This is a genomic window from Burkholderia sp. PAMC 28687 (assembly GCF_001577465.1).
Lineage (GTDB): Bacteria > Pseudomonadota > Gammaproteobacteria > Burkholderiales > Burkholderiaceae > Caballeronia.
This window is the reverse complement of record NZ_CP014505.1, coordinates 2,562,108-2,583,156: the sequence shown is the minus strand read 5'-3', so window position 1 is coordinate 2,583,156 and position 21,049 is coordinate 2,562,108. Positions and strand designations below refer to the sequence as shown.

Annotated in this window: 19 protein-coding genes and 1 pseudogene; 10 read left to right on the top strand and 10 right to left on the bottom strand. The window is 57.1% G+C overall.

Annotated elements, in window-relative coordinates:
• The first annotated feature begins 41 nt into the window (after positions 1 to 41).
• Together flhD and AX768_RS11920 are read left to right on the top strand one after the other, a co-directional pair.
• Entirely contained in the window at positions 42 to 341 is a 300-nt protein-coding gene (gene flhD, locus AX768_RS11925) for a flagellar transcriptional regulator FlhD (RefSeq protein WP_062000126.1), read from the top strand.
• A gap of 66 nt (positions 342 to 407) precedes the next feature.
• Positions 408 to 608, top strand: a complete 201-nt coding sequence (locus AX768_RS11920; protein ID WP_062000125.1) for a hypothetical protein — start codon at positions 408 to 410, stop codon at positions 606 to 608.
• A 256-nt stretch (positions 609 to 864) separates the two neighbouring features.
• On the opposite strand, the gene AX768_RS11915 is transcribed toward AX768_RS11920, so the two are convergent.
• The 3 genes from AX768_RS11915 to AX768_RS11905 form a co-directional block, all read right to left on the bottom strand.
• Entirely contained in the window at positions 865 to 1,164 is a 300-nt protein-coding gene (locus AX768_RS11915) for a hypothetical protein (RefSeq protein WP_062000124.1), read from the bottom strand.
• Between the two features lie 14 nt (positions 1,165 to 1,178).
• Positions 1,179 to 2,717: a flagellar filament capping protein FliD gene (gene fliD, locus AX768_RS11910; protein ID WP_062000123.1), complete on the bottom strand. Its 1,539-nt coding sequence runs from the start codon at positions 2,715 to 2,717 to the stop codon at positions 1,179 to 1,181.
• A 171-nt stretch (positions 2,718 to 2,888) separates the two neighbouring features.
• A complete protein-coding gene (locus AX768_RS11905) occupies positions 2,889 to 4,412 on the bottom strand; it encodes a flagellin N-terminal helical domain-containing protein (protein WP_062000122.1) in 1,524 nt (507 codons plus the stop codon).
• Between the two features lie 223 nt (positions 4,413 to 4,635).
• Here AX768_RS11905 and AX768_RS11900 point away from each other — a divergent pair, with 223 nt between their 5' ends.
• On the top strand, positions 4,636 to 5,691 hold the full coding sequence (locus AX768_RS11900; RefSeq protein WP_062000961.1) for an IS110 family transposase: 1,056 nt from the start codon (positions 4,636 to 4,638) through the stop codon (positions 5,689 to 5,691).
• Between the two features lie 706 nt (positions 5,692 to 6,397).
• On the opposite strand, the gene tnpB is transcribed toward AX768_RS11900, so the two are convergent.
• On the bottom strand, positions 6,398 to 6,745 hold the full coding sequence (gene tnpB / locus AX768_RS11895; protein WP_062000121.1) for an IS66 family insertion sequence element accessory protein TnpB: 348 nt from the start codon (positions 6,743 to 6,745) through the stop codon (positions 6,398 to 6,400).
• Complete coding sequence (locus AX768_RS11890) at positions 6,742 to 7,137, bottom strand: transposase (RefSeq protein WP_144022248.1); 396 nt, start codon at positions 7,135 to 7,137, stop codon at positions 6,742 to 6,744. Before AX768_RS11890 ends, tnpB begins: the two co-directional genes overlap by 4 nt.
• A 321-nt stretch (positions 7,138 to 7,458) precedes the next feature.
• Between AX768_RS11890 and istA the strand changes: the two genes are divergently transcribed.
• Both istA and istB read left to right on the top strand, forming a co-directional pair.
• The gene (gene istA, locus AX768_RS11885; protein ID WP_062000119.1) at positions 7,459 to 9,087 is read left to right on the top strand and encodes an IS21 family transposase; all 1,629 of its coding nucleotides are present in this window, start codon (positions 7,459 to 7,461) and stop codon (positions 9,085 to 9,087) included.
• Positions 9,084 to 9,854 (top strand): IS21-like element helper ATPase IstB, encoded by a 771-nt coding sequence (gene istB, locus AX768_RS11880; RefSeq protein WP_062000118.1) that lies wholly within the window; start codon positions 9,084 to 9,086, stop codon positions 9,852 to 9,854. Before istA ends, istB begins: the two co-directional genes overlap by 4 nt.
• Before the next feature lie 264 nt (positions 9,855 to 10,118).
• Here istB and AX768_RS11875 read toward each other — a convergent pair whose 3' ends face one another.
• Positions 10,119 to 12,287: a hybrid sensor histidine kinase/response regulator gene (locus AX768_RS11875; protein WP_062000117.1), complete on the bottom strand. Its 2,169-nt coding sequence runs from the start codon at positions 12,285 to 12,287 to the stop codon at positions 10,119 to 10,121.
• Positions 12,288 to 12,549: 262 nt separating this feature from the next.
• Here AX768_RS11875 and AX768_RS11870 point away from each other — a divergent pair, with 262 nt between their 5' ends.
• Positions 12,550 to 13,926, top strand: a complete 1,377-nt coding sequence (locus AX768_RS11870) for a GAF domain-containing sensor histidine kinase (protein WP_155524234.1) — start codon at positions 12,550 to 12,552, stop codon at positions 13,924 to 13,926.
• A 724-nt stretch (positions 13,927 to 14,650) separates the two neighbouring features.
• Here the strand turns inward: AX768_RS11870 and AX768_RS11865 are convergent.
• Entirely contained in the window at positions 14,651 to 15,016 is a 366-nt protein-coding gene (locus AX768_RS11865; RefSeq protein ID WP_062000115.1) for a hypothetical protein, read from the bottom strand.
• Positions 15,017 to 15,655: 639 nt separating this feature from the next.
• On the opposite strand from AX768_RS11865, the gene AX768_RS11855 reads away from it, so the two are divergent.
• The 4 genes and pseudogenes from AX768_RS11855 (at position 15,656) to AX768_RS34445 (ending at position 19,134) form a co-directional block, all read left to right on the top strand.
• On the top strand, positions 15,656 to 16,738 hold the full coding sequence (locus AX768_RS11855) for a molybdopterin-dependent oxidoreductase (RefSeq protein WP_062000113.1): 1,083 nt from the start codon (positions 15,656 to 15,658) through the stop codon (positions 16,736 to 16,738).
• A gap of 95 nt (positions 16,739 to 16,833) precedes the next feature.
• A complete protein-coding gene (locus AX768_RS33460; protein ID WP_062000112.1) occupies positions 16,834 to 17,046 on the top strand; it encodes an ABC transporter permease subunit in 213 nt (70 codons plus the stop codon).
• Between the two features lie 299 nt (positions 17,047 to 17,345).
• Positions 17,346 to 18,839, top strand: a pseudogene (argH, locus tag AX768_RS34450) (argininosuccinate lyase).
• Between the two features lie 91 nt (positions 18,840 to 18,930).
• On the top strand, positions 18,931 to 19,134 hold the full coding sequence (locus AX768_RS34445; RefSeq protein WP_218778390.1) for an ATP-binding cassette domain-containing protein: 204 nt from the start codon (positions 18,931 to 18,933) through the stop codon (positions 19,132 to 19,134).
• A gap of 438 nt (positions 19,135 to 19,572) precedes the next feature.
• On the opposite strand, the gene AX768_RS11840 is transcribed toward AX768_RS34445, so the two are convergent.
• Genes AX768_RS11840 through AX768_RS34100 form a run of 3 tightly spaced genes read right to left on the bottom strand, consistent with a single transcriptional unit; the run spans position 19,573 to position 21,043 of the window.
• Positions 19,573 to 20,472 carry an integrase core domain-containing protein gene (locus AX768_RS11840; protein ID WP_062000111.1) on the bottom strand — a complete coding sequence of 300 codons (900 nt, stop codon included), beginning with the start codon at positions 20,470 to 20,472 and terminating at the stop codon, positions 19,573 to 19,575.
• Complete coding sequence (locus AX768_RS11835) at positions 20,469 to 20,861, bottom strand: hypothetical protein (RefSeq protein WP_197672637.1); 393 nt, start codon at positions 20,859 to 20,861, stop codon at positions 20,469 to 20,471. The genes AX768_RS11840 and AX768_RS11835 overlap by 4 nt, the downstream gene beginning before the upstream one ends.
• Before the next feature lie 53 nt (positions 20,862 to 20,914).
• Complete coding sequence (locus AX768_RS34100; protein ID WP_257722379.1) at positions 20,915 to 21,043, bottom strand: hypothetical protein; 129 nt, start codon at positions 21,041 to 21,043, stop codon at positions 20,915 to 20,917.
• Positions 21,044 to 21,049: the final 6 nt, after the last annotated feature.

Sequence of the window (21,049 nt, the reverse complement as noted above, 5' to 3'; positions counted from 1 at the left end):
CGGGAGTTCACCACACTCATCCGATGTCGTAAGCGAAGGCCATGCATACTAAAAATGATTCCGCCGACTCAATTCGAGAAATCAACCTCTCGTACATCATGCTTGCGCAGAAGATGCTACGTGCCGATCGCGCCGCTGGTCAAGCGCGCCTCGGGCTCTCACTAAAGGTCGCGGACATTCTTGTTACCCTCACAATGGCTCAGGTTCAGAAGCTCGCCGCAGCACCCCATCTTCTCTGCGCGTTCCGGTTCGATGATCAGTCGATGTTGATGGCTCTGTCCCGTGCCGATGAGCAGGGGAAAACTGTGCCCGCCGAATCGATGCTGGCGTTTGCCGGATAAGCGGCGAGCCCGTGTTCTTCGTGCAAGGAAGGTCTGGATGAGTGTGAGTGCCGACGCGGAGATGCGATGAACGATGGAGCGATGTTCTTCGGCGATGCTGAGCTCATGGCAGAGGCAATGGTTCTTGCCCAGACAGTCATCTCGATTCGTACTGCGCGAGGTAAGCGCTTGCCGCGGGATTTTTCAAGCGAATCACCAGAGTTGGAAGCGGTCGCACTTGAGTTTGCCGACGACATCGTGCGGGTATTCGCAGGCGAATGCGATTAGCCATCGTCGATCGCGATAGTCGGTGGCCCACTGCCGAGCACAATCTACTTCGACGGGCGACGTCGAGGTCAGCCGGAATCCGTGGACGCTTATGGGTAAAGCAGCGGTCTTACTCCAGTAGAATCACTGCATGAAAATGGCGGCGACAGGTTGCGTAATTCACCAAGTTGGATAAGGATTTCGCGGCATGTTGGACAGGCTTTTCACACGAAGCTGAAAGTCTTTACGGCACCCTCGTTGGTTGATAGCCACTCTATCAGAACTGGGCAGCTCGTTGATATCGGCTGGCGGCGCACGCGCGTTCAATCGAGTTACGGTATCTATTCATCAACGTCATTTCCGCCAATGCCGCCATGTCCATGATCATGGCAATGCTCGTCTGAATGCTTCGGATTGTAATCATGGAATCGTCGGGCTGGTCACCCTGGAGCGCCTTTAGTAGAGGTGAGCGCGTGTTCGTGAGTTGCGCGGCGCCAAGCCAGTCGTTGTCGGCTGCAGCTTGCTCTATCGCTTCCGTCAGTGCCCACGCCTGGGCAATCAGTTCTTGCTGGTTCATCGCTTTTGCTCCCTTTACTTATTGGTTGCTAGTGCGCCTGCGCTGTTGGTGCCGCCAAAGAGCGCTGTCAAATAATTTGCGTTATTCGCAGTCTGCGACATTAACGTATTCAGGGCAGTGAACTGCGCGTTGTAACTGGTCGTCAGTTCTGCTGTGTATGCTGTCAGGGAAGTTTGCTGATCCGTCAAGCTTTTTAGGTCGGCGTTAAGCGCTGTAGTACGCGTATCAATAGCGCCGCCGGTTGCTAGGATCGATGTGAGACTTGCATTGAGCTTTGATGCAACGCCTGTCTTGGCGTTGAAGAGCGTTGAAAGTGTTGCAGAGCCGCTTGTTACCGCGGTGCCGAGCGCGGCAGCGTCCGTCTTAAGAGTGCCGTCAGGCTGCAGTGAAATACCAATGGCTGCCAAACTTGCTTTGCTTGAGCCAGTTCCAACGCCGCCACTGATTAAGCTTGAAATAGTGCTTGTGATCGCATTTAGCATCGAATCGCCGAGCAGCGTGCCGCCTTGTGACCCCTTGGTCGCTGTGGAATCAAAAGAAGTCAACGATTTAACTGTGCTCACATAGTTGTTGTACGCTGTGACAAACGAATTCAAGGTAGTTGTTAGCCCTGTCGTGTCCTGCGCTACTGTTATTGTTTGTGTTGTACCAACCGCCGCGGACGTAAGCGTCACTGACACACCGCTCAGTGCTGCCGTAATTGTATTGCTTGCGCTCGATGCGGCCGTACCGGCGATTGTGAAGTGTGCGTCTACACCTGAGACACTTTGGGTCCAATTGGCACTGCCGCCCGTAATGCTGGTGCCGATCGGTCCGGTATAGCTGCTAGGGTCAGTTTCCACGGTGCTTGCGGGGGTGGGCGCTTGGCCCGATGTCACGTTTAAATTATTTAATGCGTCCGAGCTGCCTGAGCCTGTTATCGAGACGGCAATACCGTTGGCTACGCCGGTCGAAGAGGAGCGCAGCACCAAATGAGCGCCGTCTGTCCCATTGACTACAGCAGCTGTGATGCCGGGATTGCCTGATGCCGAGTTGATCGCTGCTGCTATGCCATCAATCGTATTGTTTGAGCTGTCGATTGTAATCGAGGTGCTTTTCCCGCCTACGGACAATTGCATTGTGCCGGTGCCCAGTGACGCGCCCGTCGTAAACTTGCCCGATGTGATCGACTGAGATTTAGCAATGTTTGATACTGCAACGTCGTAGCTTCCTGGCACCGCTCCGGCAGTAGTGCTGGCGGTAAGTCCTTTGCCATCTGCGCTCGCCGTATATGAGGTGAGCGCGGTGCCGTCAGCTAGCGTTGACAGAGAGCTTTGAAGTAACGACAGAATAGATTTCAACGAACCAACGGCTGACAATTGCGTGTTGTCCGTGTTCGTCTTGTTTGTTATTGCGTCGGTCTGACCGGCGACTTTTGCGGAAACTATTGCAGACACCAGCGAATTTACATCCATCGTCGAATTAGTCGATCCGCTGATAATCGACTGGGCCGCTTGCTGCAAAGCACTATTTGGATCGACTGTGGAAGTTGAGACGCCTGCGACTGTGGACATAAAAATCTCCGCTTAAAACGTTATTGAATCCAAAAACCATTCCGCAACGCAAATTGGGAGGTAAGCCTCCCTTTCAATTATTGCTTACGTCCACGCAATGCCAGTACAGACCTGCTGGAGCGTTTCTGGCGCGCAATCTATGCGCGCCAGTTACTTCATATCACTTCTAAATTAACCAAGGAGCTTCAGGACCTGTTGCGGCAACGAGTTCGCTTGCGCGAGCACCGAGATACCTGCTTGCTGCAGCACTTGCGCCTTGCTCAAGTTCGCCGTTTCCTGCGCGAAGTTCGCGTCGGTGATCTGCGATTGAGCTGAGGACAGGTTCGTGGACTGCGCCGTTTGCGTCGTAGCAATCGAGCTGAAGCGGTTTTGCGCCGCACCGAGCGCTGCTTGAATCCCGTTGACGCTGTTGAGTGCGTTGTCGATCGATTCGATCGCTGCGCTCGCGCCATTCGACGTGCTGATGTCGATGTCGGATACTTTCGGCGGAACGTTCGCTACGTTCGCGAGTGCGATTCCAGCCGTCGCTGCGTCCGGATTAGCGCCACCCGAGTAGCCTACGTTCGATGCCAGGGCCAAGGGGCCGCCGGCCTTGAGCGACAGCACGGAGCCAGCAGTAGTCGACGCAGCGGTGCTCGAGAATAGATTGCCGACTGCCGTTGCGCCGATTGCGCCGCCGTTCTGGTCGGTGTAGGAGAAACCACCAGCGCCGTCAGTCTTGACCGTAATCGACGTAATGGTCGCAGCACTACCGGTGACCGCTGCGCCGTTCGCATCAAGGCTTACACCACTGATCGTGCCAAGCAAGGCGCCAGCTGCGCCCGGAGCGGTTGTAGTGTTGTTGACGTTGTTGAAGTTAATGCCGGAGGTTGTAGTCGTTCCTACAGCCGTTAGGGCAGCCGCTGCTGCGTTGGCCTTCGTTGTCGTGCCGGACAATGCACCTTGCGGTACCAGCGTCAGTGCCGTGCCGGTGCCGGTCGTGCTGGCCGTCGAGCCGAACAGGGCCGTTGAAACGCTACCCGACAAAGCCTGGTTGTTCTGGTCCGTGAACGTGAATCCGCCCTTGCCGTCCGCTGCTACGTTGATTGCCGTGATGCTGGCCTTGCCGGTCGTCGCTGCGCCCGTGCTGTCAAGCGACAGGCCGGAAATGGTGCCAAGCGAAGTGTTAGCTGCCGGCAGTCCCGTACCGAGCTTCGACGCGGACACGCCTTGGCTCAAGTCGACACTTATGGTTTGGCCAACGTTCGCGCCGACTTGGAACGAAACATTCCCCGCCGATCCGTCCAGTACGTTCTTGCCGTTGTATTGAGTTTGCGATGCAATCCGATTCACTTCTGCGATACGCTGCGTTACTTCTTTTTGCAGTGCGGCTTGGTCGGTCGACGAAAGCGAACCGGATGCTGCCTGTACTGCGAGGGTACGAATACGCTGAAGGCTGTCCGTAATTTGGTTCAAACCGCTCGATGCCGTTTGCGTCATCGAAACACCATCGTTCGAGTTCGAAACACCTTGGTTCAAACCGTTGATCTGCGACGTCATGCGCGAAGCGATGGCCTGACCGGCGGCATCGTCTGCAGCGCTGTTGATGCGCTTGCCCGACGACAGGCGGGTGATTGCCGACGACAGCGCGCTTTGCGAGCCGTTCAGGTTCTGCTGGGCGACCAGCGAGTTGATGTTGCTATTGATACCGATCATGATGTTTCCTCGTTTGGCACGTTGTTAGGAATGGGTGCGTGACGCTTTTGCTTCATCGCGAGCGCCCGTCATTTCGGCCGCTTATTTGGGTTTTCGGCCCCTCTGTCCGAAACTTTAGGGGGCACCGCAATTTGTCAGGTGATTCGTCGTGGGTCTGGGACGACAATTTTTCGATGGGGAAGATTTAAGCGTGAGGGGCCGGTCAAGTACCGAGGGGGCAGCGGTGAACGAGATCACACTAGTTGGCGTTGACTTGGGCAAACATGTGTTTCATGTTTGTTGTCAAGACGGTAGCGGCCACGCTGTCATGAGAAAGAAAGTTGCGCGATCCCAAATTTTCGAATTTTTCGGCAATTTGCCACCTTGTACGGTTGCGATGGAAGCATGTCCAGGCTCTCACTTCCTGTCTAGGCAGGTCGCTCGGATGGGCCACGCTCCCCGGCTGATCTCTCCCCGCTTCGTACGAGCGTTCGTCAAAAACAATAAGAACGACTTCATCGATGCGGAGGCGATCTGCGAGGCGGCATCCAGGCCAACAATGCGCTTTGTGTCCCCAAAAACCGAAGAGCAACAAACCATTTCTGCCCTCCACCGGGTCCGGCAAGCGCTTGTGCGCGAGCGAGTCGTCTTGAATAACCAAATTCAGGCGTTTTTGCTCGAATTTGGAATCGCCGCGTCGCGGGGGATGTTTACAGCGCAACGCCTAGCTCTGGTGACGGGAGAAGGACAATTGCCCATGGGCATGGCGAGTCTTCTAAGACAGCTGGAACAGCGGTCGGCGCAAGCGGGCGCTGCCATTAGAGACTTGGAAAAGCACATGACCCGGCTTCTAAATGGTGACCCTGCTGGGCAGAGACTCCTTTCGATTCCGGGGATTGGCCCTATCACTGCAAGCGCTTTGATAGGTGAGCTCGGAAATGGATCACAGTTTTCGTGTGGGCGCGATTTCGCCGCTTCTCTTGGGCTTACTCCGCGCCAGCGTAGTACGGGCGGGGTCGTGACGCTTATCGGGATAAGCAAACGCGGTGACAAAGACCTTCGCACGCTGCTCGTCCTATGCGCACGCCTTTATATGTTTCGCCTGCCGAAGGAGTCGGGGCCACTCGCTGAATGGGTCCGCGCGCTCAGCGCGCGCCGCCCGTCGAGCGTGGTCGCGTGCGCCCTCGCAAACAAGTTCGCCCGAATCGCCTGGGCGATTGTTGCCCGAAATTCGCAGTTCGAAGTCCATCATCTTCGGCGCAATGAACTTGCGAAAGGCCTTAGCACAGCCCAAGATTGACTTTGCGGCCAGTTGAGCACGATGGCAAATGATGGGTGCGGGCAGAGACTCCGAACAAAAAAATGGCTAGGTAAGCCGATCGACGCGAGCTACTGCAAACTCAATTTGTTTGCCGGAACGGTTAAAAAATCCTGCCCTGGATCCGCACATGTTCCGACCTGAAGGACCGGTAGGACGACGATTCCGAGGTATCTGGCTATGTTGGGCCGGTCAAGTTTTTGGAAATCGCCTGCGCGGTTGCTTAAACCCAGAGTCGACACCTTAGGCCCCGTATGGGGCACTTTTTTTAACCAATCTCGCTGGGAAAGCTGTGGACTATCGTCCCCCTCGGGGCTTCTGATGTTCATGCTCAGCGATCGCCCATAGGAAAAAGCCCGGACATGCCGGGCTTTAAACCAAATCGGGAACCCCCGTTACCGCCTTAGTGGTGTTTCTCTCGTAACTAGCCTATTGCCTCTGCGTGTTGTTCTTATCGTCGGGCGCTTGTTATCGGTCAGTAGGGCAATGTTAAGCGGCAACCAGCTTTCCACTGTGTGAGCTATCCCACATAAGGATTACGTTTAGTTACAGATGTTGCAGAATGGCGACAACGCGGCCCCGGCAAAAAGCAGCCGAACGAACTGGCATCTTGGCTGAAGATAAAAAGACTTCGGGGCGTGCTTCTTTGACGGCGCCAGCACCTGCAGGCTCGGGGAATCGACGCTGCTTAAGCCATGAGCGATACCACCGCGATTACGAGGTCGTAAGCCAACGTCAGCCAGGGCAGCCCAATGACGAGAGCACGCAATTGCTCGGAATTCAATGTCCTAGCTATATCACCGTAGCCATTAGCCCAAACGAAATGACTTTTGTTCAAATGTCGTGCAGCGCGCCAGACGCGAAATCCGTCGGCAACCAAAACCTTCATGCGCGTCGAGCGCTGATCGGCAAACGGATATGCGTGGTGTGGCCGCGCACATCCGAATACCTTCACCACGCGCATTAGGATGGTATCGGCGCCGCCACGCATATCGAGAGGTTCCGTTGCAAGCCAAATGGCGTCAATGCGGGTCATCGCAGCACCTCCCGCACCCAGGCTGCGCCGTCACTCAAGCAAAGCTGCGGCCACAGCACTGACATGGTTGTGCCATCGCGCTGGATGTCAACGCGCACGTTCACTTGCTCTGCGTCGCGCGCTTGAGGTATCGGCACGGTCATTGGCACTGCGACAAAGGCAGGCTTGACGTCGATATCAACCGGTTTGGGCGTAGCTGGCGCAGCGTCGCTCGGATCGGCGGCCGCATTAATCCAGCGTCGCAGCACATTGCGATTCATGCCATCCGAGATCGCCACGGCTGAGCATGAGACGTCGACCTGCCGACATTGTTTGATAAGTTCATATTTAAACGAGGCGCTATCAGTCCGCCGTGTGCGGCCCGCCGAAATGTCTTGCGAAATAGTGTGCACGTGTCCGCTTCCTGATCGTGGAGACGTATGCTCTTACGCCAAAGAATGCAAAACGAGATGAGATCGCCGGATGCTTACAATCAAAACCTAGTACCAGAGCTTTTGAATTCGGGATGGTGAGGCCGCCAGGTTCATCGCGCAACGACCGCTTCGGTTCGCGCGACGAGAACACCGAGTCCGTTTGTTCCCGGGCGGTCGGTCAAATTCCCCCGGGTATGGTCACTTCAAACTCCCCCATCTGACGACCGTCGACTGAGTTGACGGGAGAAGTGTTCCAGGACGTCTATCTTCGTCTCCTTCGAACAAGAAGGAGTTCAGGGAGTGAACGTCTTGAAGCCGCACCTGCAAAGCACCGTATTCACGCTACTCGAGCGTAACAAGAGCCAGCGCCAGATCCAGCGGCTTACGGGCATCGACCGTAAAACGATCCGCCGCTATCAGGCGATCTTCGAGTCAGAGAAGTCTGGATCGGCAAACTCCTCCATAGTGACCACCGGCTCTGAATCGACCGTCACGCAAACTCCCCCACCGCCGCGACCACCGGCTACCGACGCTTCCCGCAAGGCCACAACGCTCAATTTCGCCCGCTCGGCAAGCGAACCGCATCGCGAATGGATCGAACAGCAGGTCCGGCTGAGGCGCAACGCGCAGGCGATCTATCAGGATCTGGTCGATCAGTTCGCATTCACCGCGAGCTACGAGAGCGTCAAGCGTTTCGTGCGCGCTTTGCGCCACATTGATCCCGAGCAATTCGACCGTCTTGCGTTCGCCCCCGGCGAAGAAGCTCAAGTCGATTATGGCGAAGGCGCACTGACCCGCGATCCGAAGAGCGGCCGCTACCGACGCCCGCGGTTGTTCGTAATGACCCTGCGGTACTCGCGACGCAGTTTCCGGCGCGTGGTCTGGAAGTCCAGCAAGCAGGTCTGGGCCCAGCTTCACGAAGAAGCCTTCCGCTACTTCGGGGGTGCGGTCAGCTACGTCGTTCTGGACAACCTCCGGGAAGGTGTCATCACGCCTGACCTGTATGAACCCGAGATCAACCGGCTCTACGAGGCGATGCTCGAGCATTACGGTGTCGTCGCCGATCCGGCACGTGTGCGGGACCCAAATCGAAAGGGGACCGTGGAGAACGCGATTCAACATACTCAAAGTACCGCGCTTGCCGGCCGCCGTTTCGAGTCGCTCGAAGCCCAGAACGAATTCCTGACGCACTGGGAGGCAAACTGGGCGGCCAAACGCATCCATGGCAGCACCCGGCGACAGGTCGAGGCCATGTTCCAGGAGGAGAGGCCGCATCTGCGGGTGTTGCCGACCACCGGCTTTCGCTACTTCACAGAGGTCGTGCGTACCGTCTGGGACGACACCACTGTCAACATCGATCGCAGCAACTATGCGGCACGACCTGCACCGATTGGCAGTCTCGTTTCAGTGCGGATCTACGATTCCATCATCGAGATTCGGGATCGCCGTACGCAGGCGTTGCTGCGCACCCATCCTCGCGCCCAGCAGGCCGGTTCGCTTGAACTGCCAGAAGACGAACGCCCGTTCAATCCGTCCCGTCAGAGCGCCTTCCTGCTCGCGAGCGCGGCGGACATTGGGCCGCAAACGAAGGCGCTTTGCCAGCACATGTTCGACAGCGAAGGTCGCGTCGGCCATCGCGCCATGTGGGGCATCGTCGGTCTAGCGAAGAAGTATCCCACCCGGCTCGTTGAACAGGCCTGCGATCACGCCTTACACCATCACGTCTATCGCTACAAACAGGTGCGCGCGATCGTCGAGCGGCTGTTCGAACAGGCACTCGAGCGTCTAGATCAGGCACCGCAACTCGAATTGCCTCTCACACAGGATCACCCGCTGATCCGTTCCACCGCCGAATACGGCGAACTCTTTGCCCTCGGTGCGCAGCACGGCGCCGAACCTCAACCACCAACTGGAGAGACACAAGCATGACCATGACAATGCCGGAAATCGAACGGGCTCTCGGACTGCTGCGCCTGTCTGGCGTGCGCGACACACTTGAAACGCGCGTGTTGCAGGCCCAGGGCTCCCAGCAGCCATTCCTCGAAACCTTCGCGCTGATCCTGCAGGACGAACTGGATCGCCGCCAGTCCCGGCTCATCGAACGCCGCTACAAGCTCTCCGGCCTCGAAGAGAAACTCACGCTCGCCGAATTCGACTGGGCCTTCAATCCCAAAGTGCCTCGCCAGGCCTGCTTCCAGCTGCACGCGCTGAAGTTTATCGCCGCCGGCGACAACGCGCTGATCATCGGTAAACCAGGCACCGGGAAATCGCACGTTGCGAAGGCCGTCGCCTACCAGGCCGTCCTGCAGGGCCACAAGGTGCAGTATCTTGAGACCGACGACTTCTTTAACCGTTACGCGCTGAGCCCGACGCCTCAGCGCGAAGCCCGCCTGCGAGCCATCCTCGAGAGCGATCTGCTCGTGCTGGATGACCTGTTCCTCTCGCGTACGATCCCAGATGCCGCCGGCGCGCTGCTGCAAACGCTAATCCATCAACGCTACAAACTACATCGCAGCGTTGTCGTGACATCCAATCGCGTTGTACAAGACTGGGGTGCATATCTAGGCGACAACACGATGAGCACCACGATCCTCGACCGGCTCATGCATCACTGCCATCTGCTTGAATTCGACGGCCGCAGTTACCGTCTCAAGGAAGCCGCTGAAACGCTTGCGCGGAAATCGAAAACCAGCTAAATAAAACGATTAGTCCTGCTGCACAGGGTGGGGGAATTTGCGCGGCCATAAGTGGGGGAGTTTCAACTGACCGTCCGGGGTTTGTTTTAGCGTGTAGCCATGGCACGTACCATCGGAATAAAACGCGTACACCCTATCGAAGTGCGCTTTGAGATCTTCGCGTTATTCACTGTCGAGCCAGAGGAGGACATTCTCTCGCAGCAAGACATCCGGTCTTGATGGACACGCTCGGGGTTGGCCGTCTGAACTCACTCAACGATGCAGTCAAGTAACCTGATCGGACCGGCTCTCGGCGACCAATTTTTCAAGTTCGGCCAAGTCGAACGGCTTCGCTAAGATCTTCACACCGGCGTGGGTGGCCCGTTCAATCTCGTCTGCGTAACCTGTCATCAGCGTTACGTTTTCACTGGGCCACGTTTTGAGAACATGCTCGGCGAGGTCAATGCCGTTCATCGCGCCAGGCATTTGAATGTCGGAAAGAATCAGGTCGAAGGTCGCTCCTGTATTCAGAAGATCCATCGCGCGGTCCGCGGTAACTTCATGCCGGACCTTGCACCCCATCATTTCGAGGACCGCCGACACCCCGGCTGCAACTTCTTCGTTATCCTCAACCAGCAATACGGACGTGCTCATGCGTAAGGTCGGCAGCGGCACGACCGCCGCAGTTTCTTTAACCGCTACGGGTTGCACCAAGTGGCGGGGGAAATAAAGCCTGACGGTGGTTCCTTTTCCACGGATGCTATCGACGCGAGCCGTACCGCCCGCTTGCTCTGTTGCGGACAGCACTTGGGCGAGCCCCAGCCCGAGGCGTGCGCCTTGCGCTTTGGTCGTGAAAAGAGGCTCGAATGCACGGCTCAGTACGTCGTCGCTCATGCCAGAACCGTTGTCGGTGCAAGCAATGGAAATGTAGTCGCCCGCAGGCAAAAGGTCGTTCCTTGCCGGGAGTTGCGAATTCTGGCACCGAATCACAAATCGCCCGCCATCGGGTAACGCGTCCTTTGCGTTCATTGCGATGTTGATGACGGCTGATTCGAGTTCGGTTTTGTCGACGAAGATGGGCCAGACGTTGGGCGAGACCTCAATGCTCACACGAACCCGTTCACCGAGTGCAGTAGCAACAAGCGATTTGGCGGATGACAGCCATGAAAAAAGGTCGACGCTTTCAAGCTTGAGCGGCTGCTTTCGCGCAACGCTCATGAGCCGCCTTGCGAGCGATTCTGCACCAACGCCGGCGCGCTCCACTGCGACAACTTCTTTCTCAACATTCATGAATTCCTTCTTTCGCGCCAAAGCGGAATTCGTTGAGACCACCATCAGAAGATTATTGAATTCGTGGGCAATGCTCGCCACGAGGTTACTCAATGCGCTTACGCGCTGAAGTTGCCTCGTTGAAGCCTCTGCTGACTCACGCCTGGAAGTTTCCATTTGCCATTTGTCCCAAGCGGTTTGTTCCGCCTTTAACTGCCTGAGTGAGAACATAACCAATAGCCATATTCCGGCAGAAGGAAGCGCGGTGATGAGCGTGATGAAGACGAGATGATCGCGCCATTGGCTTGCGATCGCCGCCGAAGAAATCCCGCTAACAACATAGATGGGATAGTCGCCAACGCGGCGAAAAGCCACAATTCGCTCAAGCTTATCGACCGACGACGTCATCTGTAAGTGGCCGTAAAGCTCATTGTTCTTCAGTGCTTGGGTAAAGGCTGTGTTGGAGGCTGCTGCCGCCGCAGCGGGTTGAGTGTCGGGGTACCGAACTAGGATGCCGCCGTCCTTGCGATAGAGCGCCACGTTCACGGCGGCTGCGTCATTGGTCAGGGCACGATAAAAGCTATTGAAATATTCTCGTCGCAAAGCAATGGAAACAACACCCAGAAATTTGCCGTCGTAGCCTGAGCGACCGATGCTCGTGGTGAATACGTCGGTTTGCGCCACCTTGCCGCGCAGTGGGAGCGAGAAGTAGACCTCGGGACGAATGGCCTCCGCCTGCTTGAAATCGTCCCTGTCACGTATCGACACCGGCGGGGCTGGGAAATAACGACTGGTTGCGAGCAGGTCCCCCTTCACTCCAAACACCGATATCCCGGCCACCTGCGGAAACGCGCCGCCAATCACGATCAGGCTCTTATGAATCGTGTCTTCACTGTCGCGTATCGTGAGGTCGTCGCCGTCCCCAAGCATGTCGACAATGCGCCCGCTAATCTCGCCATTCAAATCAAGCACTTTCAGAGCCTGCTCTTCAGCGACTTGCGCGATACGGTCGACGATGTCGTTAGCCTCACTGATTCTGCGCTGATAATCATAAAACCCGTAAGCGAAAAGAAAGGCAGACGGAACCAGGAACGATATCGCCAGCACGAACAGCAGGATGTATCTCGTTGACGAAAAACTCCTCGGCGCAGCGGCAGGGTCTGCTTGAAAAGCGAAGTCGCGCACTCAACCTCCTCCAACGTACGAAAGGTAAGGCTTTTGGACAATCAAAAAGAGGAGATCCAGTTCTGGAGGCCGAGTTTGCACCAAAGTTTCGCGCTGGGTGCCTGGATTAGGTAACAAGTAATCCCGAGAGCGCTTTCCCGACATTCTGTATCTTCAATGCAAGAAACTGCAATGGGTAACAATTGCCGTCGAAAAGCGCACATTCGAACTTTCTACCTGATACGAATATAATTACGACAGACCATCGCAGTTGAGGGACATCGTGTCTGAAAACTTGCTACGAGAGGTTGCGCGCGCACAACGCGAGCGGTTCCTGACTACCGGTCTATTGGACGAGCGCGCGCGGCGCGGTCCCAACCATGAAGCCGAGCTTCAGTGCGTTTATGCGCTTGCGGATTCGCTCGCGACTTCAAGCGAAAAGATGCTGCAAACGCTTGCCGACACCGCGCTGCTGCTATGCGATGCGGCAAGCGCCGGGATCAGCCTTATTGAGCGCGATGACACGGGCTTAAGTTATTTCCGTTGGGTCGCGACCGCGGGCCTCATCTCAACTTACACCGGCAATACGACGCCAATCGATGAAAGCCCTTGCGGAGTGACGCTGGCGCTTGGCGGCGTTCAGCTCTTTGCGTATCCGCAACGCCACTTTGATTGCTTAAAAGGGCCCATGCCCGAAGTAGTCGAGGGTTTGGTCGTTCCGATCCTTGGCCAATGCGAGCCATGGGGAACAATCTGGGTGATGTCACACGATGAGAATGCTCGGTTTGACGCGGAGGACGCCCGAGTATTGATGAGCCTTGCGAGTTTCGTCGGCGCTGCGTTGGTGGTCGAGCGGGCGAAGACGGCTGCCGAAACACGAGCGGAAGAGGCAGAAGCGGCCCGAGTCGCTTTACAGGCGTCGGAAAAGGCCATGAGCAATGCCATTGCTATGATTGCTCATGAGTTGAGAGGGCCATTGGCGCCTATGACCAATGCCTTGGAGGCAATCTACCGGCTATCTGATTCGAACCAGCCTTTTTTGTCGGCGCTCGATATAGCGCAGCGACAAACGCGGCATTTGGGACGGCTCGTTGACGACCTGCTTGACGCCTCACGCATTCGTTACGACAAAGTCGCATTAGAGCGAAACGAGATGGTGCTCCAAGAAATTGTCAGAGATGCAACCGCCTTATTGTTGCCAGACATAAACCAACGGAAGCATTCGCTTGAACTGAATTTGCCAGAGGCTCCGGTCGTGGTCGTGGCGGATTCAGGACGGCTCATCCAGATTCTCACAAACGTCATAAGCAACGCGGCGAAGTACACACCCGATGGTGGACTCATCCACGTGAGCGTGACGACACATGAACCGTCCCCACTCGAAAGCGCTGGGCGCACAGAGGCGTCAATTGAGATTACAGATAATGGAATGGGGATTTCGAAGAACGCATTGCCTCGCGTCTTCGACATGTTCGTACAGTCAAGAACCTGTGACGCGAGTCGAGAGGGTGGACTCGGGATCGGTCTTGCTGTCGTAAAGCATTTGGTCTCTCTGCATGACGGGACGGTCGAAATCAAGAGCGATGGCGAGGGATGTGGAACAACAGTGTTGATTCGCCTACCTGTACGTGCGCCGCGCACCGAAGCATCGTCGGACTAGCGGTGTATCGGCAGCCAGTTATCGCTCTTGGGTCGCGTGGGTCATTCCCCGATCTCACGACTTGCCGCCAGTTGCCAGAACGGCACACCTGCATCTAAACCCGTTCCTCTTTTCCTCTTTCTCTTACCACTGCTCGGCGGCGGCCCTGCTCATTCAGATACCGGTGGCCAACTAAAGCGTCACCGATGCGGGTGGCATTCAATGGATGACTGGGGCAGGCGGCCGGGTCCACGCTGAAGTGTCCCCAACCTCATTTCATGGAACCAGGAGGCACGCCCCAAATCCCGCAAATGTGGTTAAACCGTCCTGCACGGCTCACGATAAGTGCGCCGCGTCGTGTTGAAATTTAAGGATATGCAATTCCGGCCGTACCCATGGCCGAGGACATGACACAAGTGAAATTGATTTCGCGCCTGTGCAATGCAGTGCACGGACCCAAGGACTCGTTTGACTGGAAACCTTCCTATTAGTCATTGAGATGTCAGCGGGTAGCACATCAAGACTGAGCATTCAAAAAGTTAATGAGGCCAGCAGGTATTCCTCAATGTCGTGCCTAGCAGCATCGGTGCAGCCGCACGGCGCGTCGCAGAGTTCCGCCGCGTTTGGCTTAAGCGACGAAGGCGATATGCTTGAGTTAGCTGCGGCAATTTTGCCTCGAGCGACCGCTATTCGGGTTCCACGATCCCGTCGGCTGAGCGCCACTTCGGCATGAAAAGAGCGTGGCTTAGCTTGCAAAGAACACAATGGCTGCTGAAACACCGACTGTTGCGAAACTGCGGACAAAACGATAATTCTGCCCGCCAATCGATAACTTGTTTTCTCCAGACCGCGTTAGCTCAAGCATCTCGTTGGCCAGAGACACCGCTATGGTGGCGATTTTGCGCAGTTCGTCGCGCGGACCCGACGGGTCGCCAAGGTAGACGGTGCATACACTGTCCTCGTAGCGCACCATCAAAATGGTCTCAGCGTTGTCCAGCGATTGCTCGAGATATTTCGCAAGTATCTCTAACGATTCTGGAGATCGCCCCAGGTCCCCGCTGACTATTTCGGTTTTCTCAGTCAATTCGCTTTCCTCCTTTCGACTAACCATGACGCGCTTTCCATTTCGTCCGTTCAATTTTTAGGCGTTTTCTGGGCACCAAAATAGGCTTTTTACACCCACAGCATACCCCCCGCCCGCACTCCGCCTTCGACACTGGTCCCGATCCGCAGATAAACCCAGCCAACGCAAAAGCCGGCGACCGCAGCAGCCAGATGAGCCAGGGGTTCGCCCCGCGGGTATTCGTCGCGATAGTGAGCGCCCGGAGAATAGGCCAAGGCGCTTCCCGCCAAGGCACTGACAAGACCCGACAGCAAAAGCCAGCGCGCCACATGCGGCAGCATGGCGAACTGCTCGGGGAAGACTAAACGTTTGATGAATTGCCAAGTCTAAAGACCTCAAACCTCGGCAGCGCAAGCCGCGAGGAAAGCGCGCCAAGCGCACGAGCTTACCGATTCCTGGACCCAGGAACGCGTAGACATCGTTAGCTGGTTCGACAAGGTGACTCAGTTAAGTCACTCAAGACACCGGTTTGCGATGATCTGCGGCAGCAATGCCGTCCGTGAGCGCGATTGCCGAAGTATTTGACGTCGGCTGTCGAACGCGAATTCGGCACCGGGCGCGCTTCGTGCATCGTGTAGAGGGCCGTAACACCTCTTCCCAAACGCCGATTCAGCGCCGGAGATGCGAATGACACCAAAAGGGCTCGACAAGCGGATCCATTCCACATCGCCGCTTAACGCAGAGCCGGAACTCAAGCGCCTTATCGCCGGCATGCACACGACTCAAGACGATTTTTACGTGCGCAATCACGGCAATGTGCCGGTGATTGACGAGGCGCTCCACCGGATTTCGGTCTCCGGCCGAATAAGCCGTCCGATTAGTCTTTCACTGAACGATCTTAGAAGCCGCTTTGAGCGCGTGTCCGTCAGTGCCGTAATGCAATGCGCTGGAAACCGGCGTGCTGACCTGCTGTCGGTGAAACCCGTCTCGGGTGACCCATGGGCGCCGGGGGCGATTGGCAATGCGGTTTGGACCGGCGTGAGGCTCAAGGACGTGCTCGAATCGGCCGGCATCATGTGCGGTGGAGAAATGCACGTGGTATTTGCAGCGTGCGACGACTGCGAAGCAGAGGGCAAACGCTTCCGCTATGGCGTGTCAATTCCGGCGAGCAAAGCGCTATCGGGCGATGTGCTGCTCGCCTACGAAATGAACGGCGAAGTGTTGAGCCCGGAGCATGGGTATCCATTGCGCGTAGTGGTTCCAGGATACGCGGGCGTGCGCAGTCCGAAGTGGCTGGCATCGATCGAGGTGCGCGACAAACCATCGGACAATCACATGCAGCAACGCGAATACAAATTGTTCCCCGCTTCCGTCGATGAAGCCAGCGCGGACTGGAAGAACGGGACGACGATCAACGATATGCCGCTGAACTCGGCCATTTGCGAACCGAACGAAGGAGCGACATTGTGCACAGGTCCTGTCCGGGTCTCCGGATACGCCGTGGCGACGGGAACATCGGTAGCGCGCGTAGAAGTGTCGTCAGATGACGGGGTGACGTGGACACAAGCCGCACTCAACGTCGAGCCTCGCACCCCGTGGAGTTGGACGCTCTGGAACGTTGAATTGACGCTGACGAGGGGCACTCATGAACTGTCAGTACGAGCATGGGACGCGGCGGGACAGACTCAGGTATCGCAAGCAGCCGATGTATGGAATTTCAAAGGCTATCTGAGCACAGCGTGGCATCGGATCACCGTCACTGTCCAATAACGGGCCCGAATTGGGCGGGAGAGTGTTCACAGGATGTTGACCAAAGTCGCCGTGCATGGTTTAAACGATCTGCTTTCTAACCACGCTGCACGACGGTGATCTCGTCGCTTCTCGGTGTGCTTGCGGCGCTGCCAAACCGCACGATCAAATGGGCGATTCATGGCTTTTTCGAGCTTTTCCGCTGGATTCCGCTGGTGGTCAACGTCTTCTTCGCGTTTTTCGGCGTGCCTTTGCTCGGGCTCGACCTGCCGCCGTTCGTTGCCGCGACGGTAGGACTGTCGCTGGGGGCGGCGCAGACGACACGGTGAACGTATCGGGCGGCCTGAACTCGGTGCCGCCGCGTCAGTGGAAGAGCGCAACGGCGCTCGGCCTGCGCCGCTAGCAGATTTAGGCGTTCATCGCCGGCCCGCAATCACTCAAGTCGATCCTCCACCGGCCTTCACAGGCTTGCTGACTTTGCTTGTGCAGTCCACTGCGATCGGTGCGCTTGTCGGGGTCGGCGAGTTTCTAAGGTCGGCCAGAACGTGATCGAGCGGGCGACCATCATGCGAGGGCAAAGCCCGACCTTTCAGGTGTATGCGCTGATGCTGCTCGTCTACTTTGTCATCTGCTCGTCGCTGAGCGCTCTTTCACGCTACTTTTAACGTCGCATGCGCGTTTGACCGAAGCGGGCTGGCCTGAAATTTAGAGCGGTATCTTTGCGCCGCGTCTGCAGAGCTTTGAGGACATCTTCGGCCGGCTATACGACATCAACAAGGCACACGTGATCATGCTTATGGAGCAGGCTCTCTTGAGCGAGGCGCACGCTGCCTGCTTGGTACGCGGCATTCAGAAGATGAAAGCGACTGGCGCGGGTGTTGTCGCACGGGATCCGGGCCGCGATGAAGCCTATTTCAATTACGAGGCGCATCTGATGAATGAAGTCGGCGCGGACGTCGGCGCACGCATGCACACGGGCCGCAGCCACAACTATATTATGGCGACGCTCCACCGCTTGCGTGGACGCAAGGTGCTGGTCAACGTGATCGATGCGCTGTCGAAGGTGCGTACCACGGCGCTCGAACAAGCCGAGAAATATGCGGACGCGGTTATGCCCGAGTACATACATCTCCAACCTGCCCAGCCGATGACCTACGGCTTCTGTCTCGCGGGCGTCGCACAGGCGCTTGAGCAAGATAGCCAGCGACTCATCGGTACGCTCAAGAGCATGAACGTGTGTCCGCTCGGCGCGGCAGCTTTCGCGGGCACGCCATTCGGGATCGACCGCAAGCGCACCGCGGACTTGCTTGGCTTTGACGATTACGTGGACAACGCGCTTGACGCGGTCGCATCGCGTAATTTCCTGCTGGAGAGCATCTCGGGCATGAGTCTCCTCGCAATTCTCCGGAGCCGCGGCGCACAGGATTATTACGTCTGGACCACGCACGAATTCGGACTAATCGAGTTGCCAGACAGCGTCGCAACGACGTCAAACAACATGCCGCAAAAGAATAATCCGTAGTGCTCGAATACCTAAAGGGATGCTGCGGTCATATCGTGGCCGCGCTGGTGACCGCCACCATGGGTATTAGGTACCCACTTCAGCTACTCTGGTGAGTCAAGCCGTGAGGCGATTAGCGGCTTTTAAGATACGGCGCGCGAAGTCGTGCGCTGTCTCGAGCTTTTTGACCTAGTTCTGCGCACCGCACGACCGATGCGCGAGAACGCGCAGCGTCAAGCGGCACGCGACCTTTCCACCATAAAGGCGCTGGTCGACCTGATGGTCCAGGATCACGATCTGTCATTTCGCGCGGCACATCATGTCGAGGGCGCAGTCGTGCGCCGCGCCATGGACAATCGGGTGCCCGCTGATCTGATCGATGCCGATATGGTTGAGTCCGCCGCGATTGAGCAGCTCGGCAAGCCGCTTGGCATCGACGCTGAGGCCGTGCGCGCGTGTCTCGACCCAATCAAAAACGTCAATGCACGCATCTCGACCGGCGACCCGAGCCCGTTGATGTTACGCGCGCATGCGAGCACCGCGTTCGAACGTCTGAGCGAAGCAAAAGTGGCGATCAACGGATGGCGCGATCGTATCGATCAGGCGCACGCAGATCTCTAGGCCGTAACTCGGATGGTGGCATCGAGATGAACCTCTTCTTTCGATCCAAGGACTGCGCAAGCACTTTGGCCCTCTTGAAGTCGTACGGGGCGTGGGGCGTGATGTTCACCGCGGCGAAATAGTGACGATTAACGGGCCGAGTGGTTTTGGCAAATCCACTTTTATTCGCTGCGTGAACGATCTGGAAATACCGACTGAAGGCACCGTTACGCTTAGTGACGTCAAGACCAACGCCCATGATCGTCGCGAAATGACAAAACTGCGTGAGGATGTTGGCATGATGTCTCAGGAATAGACGCTGTTTCCGCATATGTCCAATCTGCGTAACATTACCTTCGCGCCGGTTAAGCTCGGGCGCATGACGAAACCGGAGGCGAAGTCGATGGCGCTTAAGCTGCCAGAGCGAATTGGTCTCGCACACAGGTGGGACGGGTATCAGGAGATGCATCTCGCGAAAGGCTGCGCAGACCCCGCTATTGGATCGCCAGTCAGTCGAGCATCATGACAAACGGTGGACGCGGGCAAATCCCCTGAGAAATCATAGAGAAGATTGGCCGAACGACCCGAGCCACGACATACGCACTCGCTTCAAGAGCATTAAGAAAGGCGCACCTGATCTGCAAACGATTCTATCCGAGGGATCTGGAGGAATAGAACTCCGTATCATAGCCGGGTCGAGTCGGTCGTATCTGGTGATGTATCGGCTCCGGTTGTTTAGACACAGCGTTGCAGCTCAGGCGGCCTGCTTCAACAGGCGCGCCTGACGGGCTTCGAGGGGCGACATGAAGCCCAGTTTTTCGAGACGCCAATGGCGATTGTATCGGTCCTTGAACGCGATGGCGGCAGCCCGGACCTCCTCCACATTTTTGAATATGTGACCATGAATGGCCTGTTCCTTCAGCGTGCGGTTGAAGCGCTCGGCAACCCCGTTGGTCTGCGGTTCGGCAACGAAAGCGAAGCTCGCCGTGACGCCCCAGAATTTCAGTTGGTTGCGGAAATCGTCCGACGTGTATTGCGAGCCATGATCCATGCGCAACATCAGGCCCCGGCCAGCCTCGGCACCGATTGCGCCGAATTCGCTGCGCAGCCCCTGGCTAATCGGCTCCAGCGCAGCGAAGCGGTCGCCGATCTTGACCACATGGATGCCGGTGCACAGGGCATCGCAATGATCGACGGCCGCAAAAATCCAGACCATGCCGTCATCAACGGTTTCGATGCGGGTCCCGTCGGTGCCCCACATCTCGTTGGGATGGTCCGTCGTAATTCTGCCGTCGTGCAGCTGCGGATTGCCCTGAGGCCGCCGATGCGGCGAGAGCAAGCCATGCTCTCGCATCAATCGCAGCACGCGGGTCCGGGAAGCGCGAATATCGCGCAGGATGCGCAGCCGCGCCCAGACCTTGCGAGATCCTTCACCGGTGAACGGCGAGGCCGCCAGATCGGCCCTGATGGCCTGCAGAAGGTCGGCATCAGGCACCTTCGGCTTCGGACCACGCTTCAGGCCGGTGACCGGCACTACGCTGGCCGCCGCTCTGGCTCTCGCGGCATAGATCGTCGAGCGTGGCAATTCGAGCACCCGGCAAACCCGTTGCAATCCATAGCTCTTGCCCGTACTGGCGGAGGTCCCATTGCTCATTTCGAGGACCTCCGAACGCCCAAAGGGTGGCGGGCCTGCCTCTCACGTTCCTTGCGCAGGATCTCGACTTCCATGGACAACTCGCCGACACGCCGGACGGCTTCGTCGAGCTTCGCCTCCAGAGGATCACTCTCACGCGCCTTCAGGCCAGCCTCCATGGCGGCCAGAGCGAGCGCACGCCATTCTTCAAGCTGGGCGATCGTCACGGACACCTCGCGGGAAACGGCGTCCACGGACTCACCGCGTAGCAGTCTGAGCACCACACTGCGCTTGCGGCCCGACGACCAGCGCTTGACTTCGACGGTTGCACCGAAGGCGCTTCCAGTCGCGCTACGCGCCCCTTCCAGCGCCTCCGGTGCAACGGCATTCACATCCATTTGCTTCAGCATCAACAGATCCTTTTTCGAACACAGGTTTTACACCAAATCTGTGTCCAAAAGAATCAGAGCCGCCGCAGTCGTATCTGGTGATAGCCTTCATCGCACAGAACAACATTGGCGCTATGCCGGATCACTTTTTCAATTACCTCGGTGGGGCATTCCGCCGTGAAGTCGCGGCCGGTTTTCGCCATCGATTA